The sequence below is a fragment of the Halanaerobium sp. genome (assembly GCF_003070835.1).
Window position 1 is genome coordinate 1 of the sequence record NZ_QBLR01000229.1, and the last position, 5,508, is coordinate 5,508.

Genomic DNA, 5,508 nt, shown 5'->3' on the forward strand with positions numbered 1-5,508 from the left:
TTTTTATAGAATATCAATATACAAATATTTTATTGAATATTTTACCATCATATTTTTTTACGTCCTATGATTTATCAAAAACTATTTTATCAACAATTGCAGGATCTTTGTTTGCAATGATTACAGTATCTTTTTCAACTATTATGGTTGTTTTAACAATGTATTCATCTCAATTTTCACCACGTACTATGCAGGATTTTTTGAAGAACAAGGTTACTCTAAAAGTCTTAGGAATATTTATAGCAGGCTTTATATATTCAATTCTTACCTTATTGTTTATCGATGATAGCATGCAGGGCAGTGGAGAATCTATTATTTTTTCAGCTATGATAGGTGTAATTGTAGCAATTGTTTGTCTGGGCTATTTTGTATATTTCATTCATCATGCAGCTAATTCTGTTCAGGTCAACCTATTAATCGAAAGCCTTAAAGAAGAAGTTATAGAAATTGTAGATAAAATAGAGGCCAGAAATAACAGTAATGATCAAATAAGAAATGAAGCCCCGGACAATTTGAATAAAATGTTAGAAAGAGATTCTTGTGAGATTCACCCAAAACAAAGTGGTTATATTCAGGTTATTTATGATATTGAACTTACTAAACTAGCTGATGAATATGATATTATAGTGAGAGCTGAAAAAATGATTGGTGATTATGTTACTGAGAATACAGTAGTTTTTAAAATCTGGCAGTTAAATAAAGATGCTGATCAATTTAATGAAGAAAAGCTAGCAGAAATAAAAAATAAAATATTAGGTAATTTAGTAATTAATAATGAGAGAAGCAAAAAAAATGACATAGAATTCGGTTTATTAAAATTAACTGAAGTAGCTTTAAGAGCAATTTCACCTGGTATTAATGATCCCAACACGGCAATTTTTTGTATCAATCAGCTGGGATGGGTTTTATCCAGAATTGCAGTTGCTAATTTGGAAAACACTTATTATTATAATGAGAAAGATGAATTGTGTTTTATATTAGAAGATATTTCTTTTTGGGATCTGCTTTATAAGACTTTTTATCAATTAAGCCATTATGGAAATCAAGATGTTTCAGTTGCAGGATCTATAATTGATGCCTTAGTAATTATCGCTGAAGGGAGTCCAAAAGATATTAAAGAACAGGTTTGGCATTTTAGCCACTATATTTTAGGCGGTTTTGATAAAAATGTTTTAGAACAGGAAGATAAGAAGTTCTTAAATCACAAAATTTATAGATTAGCTAAAGAAACTGGTCATAAAGAGCATAGAGAAAAATATTTTCAAGTTGAGAATTTCAAAATAAATTAGTAAAGCATGGTGTAAAACAGTAACTTTAAATTAATTTTAAAAATGTTATTATTATTATTAAATACTAAAATAATACAAAACGGGGTGTTTATATGCCAGAAAAAGAATTTTATAGACAAAAGGGAACAGAAATCCTTGAAAAATTAGAGACTTCGAAAAAAGGTCTAAGTTCTTCTGAAGCTGCAAAAAGGCTTAAAGAAAATGGGAAGAATGTTCTGGAAGCAAAAGCCAAAAAATCTTTAGTAACGATCTTTCTAGAACAATTTAAAGATGTATTGGTAATTTTGCTTTTAGTTGCTGCTGTCATGTCCTTTATAATTGGCAGTTACCGTGATGGTACAATTATGGTTATCATTGCAGTTATCAACTCAGTCATTGGTTTCCGCCAGGAATTTAAAGCTGAAAAAATTATGGATTCTTTAAATAAATTGGTTAATTCTCCATCTAAAGTGATCAGAGATGATCAGATTGGAGAAATTGCCCAGGAAGAACTTGTAGTAGGTGATATTGTCAGCCTGGAAGAAGGTGACAAGATTCCAGCTGATTTAAGGATAATCGAATCATTTAATTTAAGAACAAATGATGTTTCTCTCACCGGGGAATCAATGCCTCAGGAGAAGCAGTCAAATCATATTGAAGAGGAAAGACCTCTTGCAGATAGAGATAATATGGCTTATTTAGGAACAACTGTTGCCTCTGGTTCTGCTAAAGGAGTAGTTGTTAGAACCGGAATGGAAACTGAGATGGGGAAAATTGCTTCTATGACTCAGGAGGAAGATAAGTCTAAATCTCCCCTGCAGTCTGAGCTGCAGTCGGTAGCCAATAAAATTGCCACTTTTGCAGTTATAATTGCCCTGGCTTTATTTGGAGTCAGTATTTATCAGGGTTATGGCCTTGATTTTGCTTTAATTTATGCACTGGGGATTGCAGTGGCTGTTGTGCCCCAGGCCTTACCGATGCAGGTTACTGTTGCTCTTTCGCAGGGAGTTGACCGCCTGGCAGGAAAAAATGCGGTTGTTAAAAAACTGTCTTCTGCTGAAACCCTGGGTTCAACAAATGTAATCTGTACAGATAAGACTGGAACCCTGACCAAAAATGAGATGACAGTTAAAAAGGTATATTTTGACGGCAGAGAGTACGAAATAACCGGTCTTGGTTATGAACCGGAGGGTGAGATTATAGGAGATGATGGTGAGCCGCTGACAGAAGAGGAAATTGCAGAAATGGAAATTATCTTTGATGCTGCAACTATGGCTTCCAATGCGGAGATTCATGAGCCTGATGAAGAGCATCCCGGCTGGTATGCTATAGGTGATCCAACTGAAGCAGCCTTAATTACCCTTTCTACCAAACTCGGTACTCGTTCACCAACTGAAGATGAAGACAATCCAGAACTGCATGAGTTCAGTTTTGATTCTGACCGCAAAAGAATGAGCTCAATTAGAGAATTTGAAGACGGTAATTATCTTAAGATGAAAGGTGCTTTAGGGAGTGTGCTTTCAATATCAAAGCATATTCTTAAAGATGGAGAAGTTGTAGAAATTACAGAGGAAGATAAAGAAAGATTAAATAAATTAAATGAAAAATATTCTAAAAATGCAATGCGGGTTCTGGCAGTTGCCTACCGCAAACTGGAAGATGATGAGACAGATTATGTTTTAGAAGAGATTGAAAAAGATGTAATTTTCCTTGGTCTGGTAGCAATGATTGATCCTCCTAAAGAAGGTGTAAAGGAAGCTATTCAGGAATCACATGAGGCTCATATTGATACCTATATTATGACCGGTGATCATGCCATTACTGCCCAGGCAGTTGGTAAAGAAATCAGCCTTTCTGTTGATGATGAAGATGTGCCAGTATTTACCAGTAAAGATTTAGAAAAAATGAGCGAAGATGATCTCCGGCAGACCATGGAAGAAAACGAATCACTGATTTTTTCTCGCGTTTCACCGGAGGATAAACTAAGAATTGTAAAGAACTTAAAGGAACAGCAAAAAATTGTGGCTGTAACCGGTGATGGTGTTAATGATGCTCCTGCTCTAAAAAGTGCTCATATTGGAGTAGCAATGGGCCAGATGGGGACAGACGTTTCTAAAGAGGCCTCAGAATTAATTCTGCTAGATGACAGCTATCCTACCTTAGTTTATGCTATTAAAGAGGGAAGAACTATTTATAACAACTTAAAGAAAACGGTAATTGCTTCTCTGACAACAAACGGAGCAGAACTAACAATAGTACTTTTAGGGCTTCTAGCAGCAGCACTGCTGGGAACACCGATACCAATTTTAGCTATTCAGATACTTTCGATTGACCTTTTAGCTGAAATTCTACCTCTGACAGCTCTGACTTTTGATCCGGCATCAGAACATTTAATGAAATCACCGCCGAGAGCACAGGATGAGCATATAGTTAATAAACGCAGTTTTAGTGAAATAATGTTTTTAGCTATTTTGATGGGTGGGCTGGCCTTTATTAATTTCTATTTATTTGTTAACGATCAGGCAGCAGCAGTTAGGGAAGGAACTCAGCTTTATGCAAGGGCAACAACAATTTCATTTTTAACAATTGCCTTTTCTCAGTGGGTTAATATTATGTCCCGCAGATATGAATACGAAAGTATTTTTAATAAGAATTTCTTCAGCAACAAAAAAATGCTTTATTCAATTCTAGTTTCAATTGCTATGGTTTTATTAATAATCTATACTCCAATCAACGGCTTTCTTGGCTTTGCTGGAGTTACCCTGGCTGACTGGCTAAGAGTTGTGGCTGCTGGAGCTGTTTTCTTAATTGGACATGAAGTTATTAAATTCTTTAAAAGAAAAAATGAGGCTGTATAAATATAAATTATTCAAACGAGAATTAATCTATAAAAGTGTACTAAAATGGAGGGAAGCTAAATGTTTAATATTGAACTAGAAAGAGATGGCAGTGAAAATTTATATACTCAAATTTATGAAGCAATTAGGGCAGAAATTCTGGCGGACAAATATACTCCAGACACTAAAATGCCATCAATAAGAAAGCTTGCTTCCCGCCTCAGTGTAAATGCAGAGACTGTTGTTAAAGCTTATGATCTGCTGGCAGCTGAAAATTTAATCTATAAAAAAGAGGGTAGTGGGAGCTATATTGCTCCTGCTGCTGCTTTAAAAAATACTAGTGATGATCAAAGACTGAGGATTTTAACGTCTAAGCCCTCTTTATCTTCCCAAAAGACTATTGATTTTAGTGGTCCAGAGCATGGAACAGAATTTTTAGAAGAGTATGCCTGGGACTTGATTTTTGATCGGTTTTATTCAGAGTTTAAAGGGCGAAGTTTTAAACAAACTGAAGCTGAGGGAAATAGCTATTTTAAATTTTTAGAATCAAAACATGAGAATTCAAATAAAAGTAAAGTTTATTATAATTCAGAAGCACAGTTAGCAGAAATATTGGCAGCCTTAATCGGGGAAAACAAAGAATTACTATTTACCAGCGGCAGCAGTAATTCTTTATTCAAAAAATTATTTTTAAAGGATAACAAACTGAATAATAAGGAAAATAAAGATTCTCTTTCTAATCATAATGCCAATATTCACCTTAGTTCTGCAGACTATGAAAGTTTAATGGACTATCTTGAAAATAATACTATTGACTATTTAATTATCAGTGATGAGTCATTAGAAGAGAACATCTTAAACTGGAGTCTTTCTAAAATAAAATCTTTGCTGGAACTTTCTCAAATGCTTAAATTTAAAATAATAATTTTAGAATATTTTGCTCTTTATCAAAAAAACAAAAAAATAAACGAACTTTTGGAATCAAAATATCAAAGCCAAATTATTCTAATTCAAGCATTAACAAACAGAGTTTTTCCGGGGTTAAATTTAGGTTTAGTATATTTAGATGATTATTACCTAAATTCATCGGATAATAAAGAGCTTTTTAATAATTATTCTTTGATTGAGTTTATGGCTAAAAGTAATTTTTCTGCTGGAGAAAATTTGCTTAATAATCTTTTAGCTTATTACATTGATAATGGCTATCTAGAAAAAAGAGTAAAGTTTTTAAAACAACGTTTAAATAATAGGAAGCTGCTTTTAAGGGAAGCCATTAAGGATCATTTTAGAGGAATTGAAACTGTAGATAATTCTTCACTTTTTTATTTCAAATTACTATTGAATCAAAATATTAATCAGCATGATTTTAAAGTTTTTTCAGAAAAAAATTCTCTCTTATTACC

At 33.4% G+C, this 5,508-nt stretch carries 3 protein-coding genes; all 3 read left to right on the top strand.

Features of this window, described 5'->3' with window-relative positions; genetic code table 11:
- Positions 1-1,289: DUF2254 domain-containing protein (locus CI949_RS16035; protein WP_290768134.1), on the top strand; the 1,289-nt coding region annotated here is incomplete at its 5' end.
- Positions 1,290-1,381: 92 nt separating this feature from the next.
- On the top strand, positions 1,382-4,126 hold the full coding sequence (locus CI949_RS16040; RefSeq protein ID WP_089722935.1) for a cation-transporting P-type ATPase: 2,745 nt from the start codon (positions 1,382-1,384) through the stop codon (positions 4,124-4,126).
- 60 nt (positions 4,127-4,186) lie between these two features.
- A partial coding sequence (locus tag CI949_RS16045; protein ID WP_290768137.1) for a GntR family transcriptional regulator occupies positions 4,187-5,508 on the top strand: 1,322 nt, incomplete at its 3' end.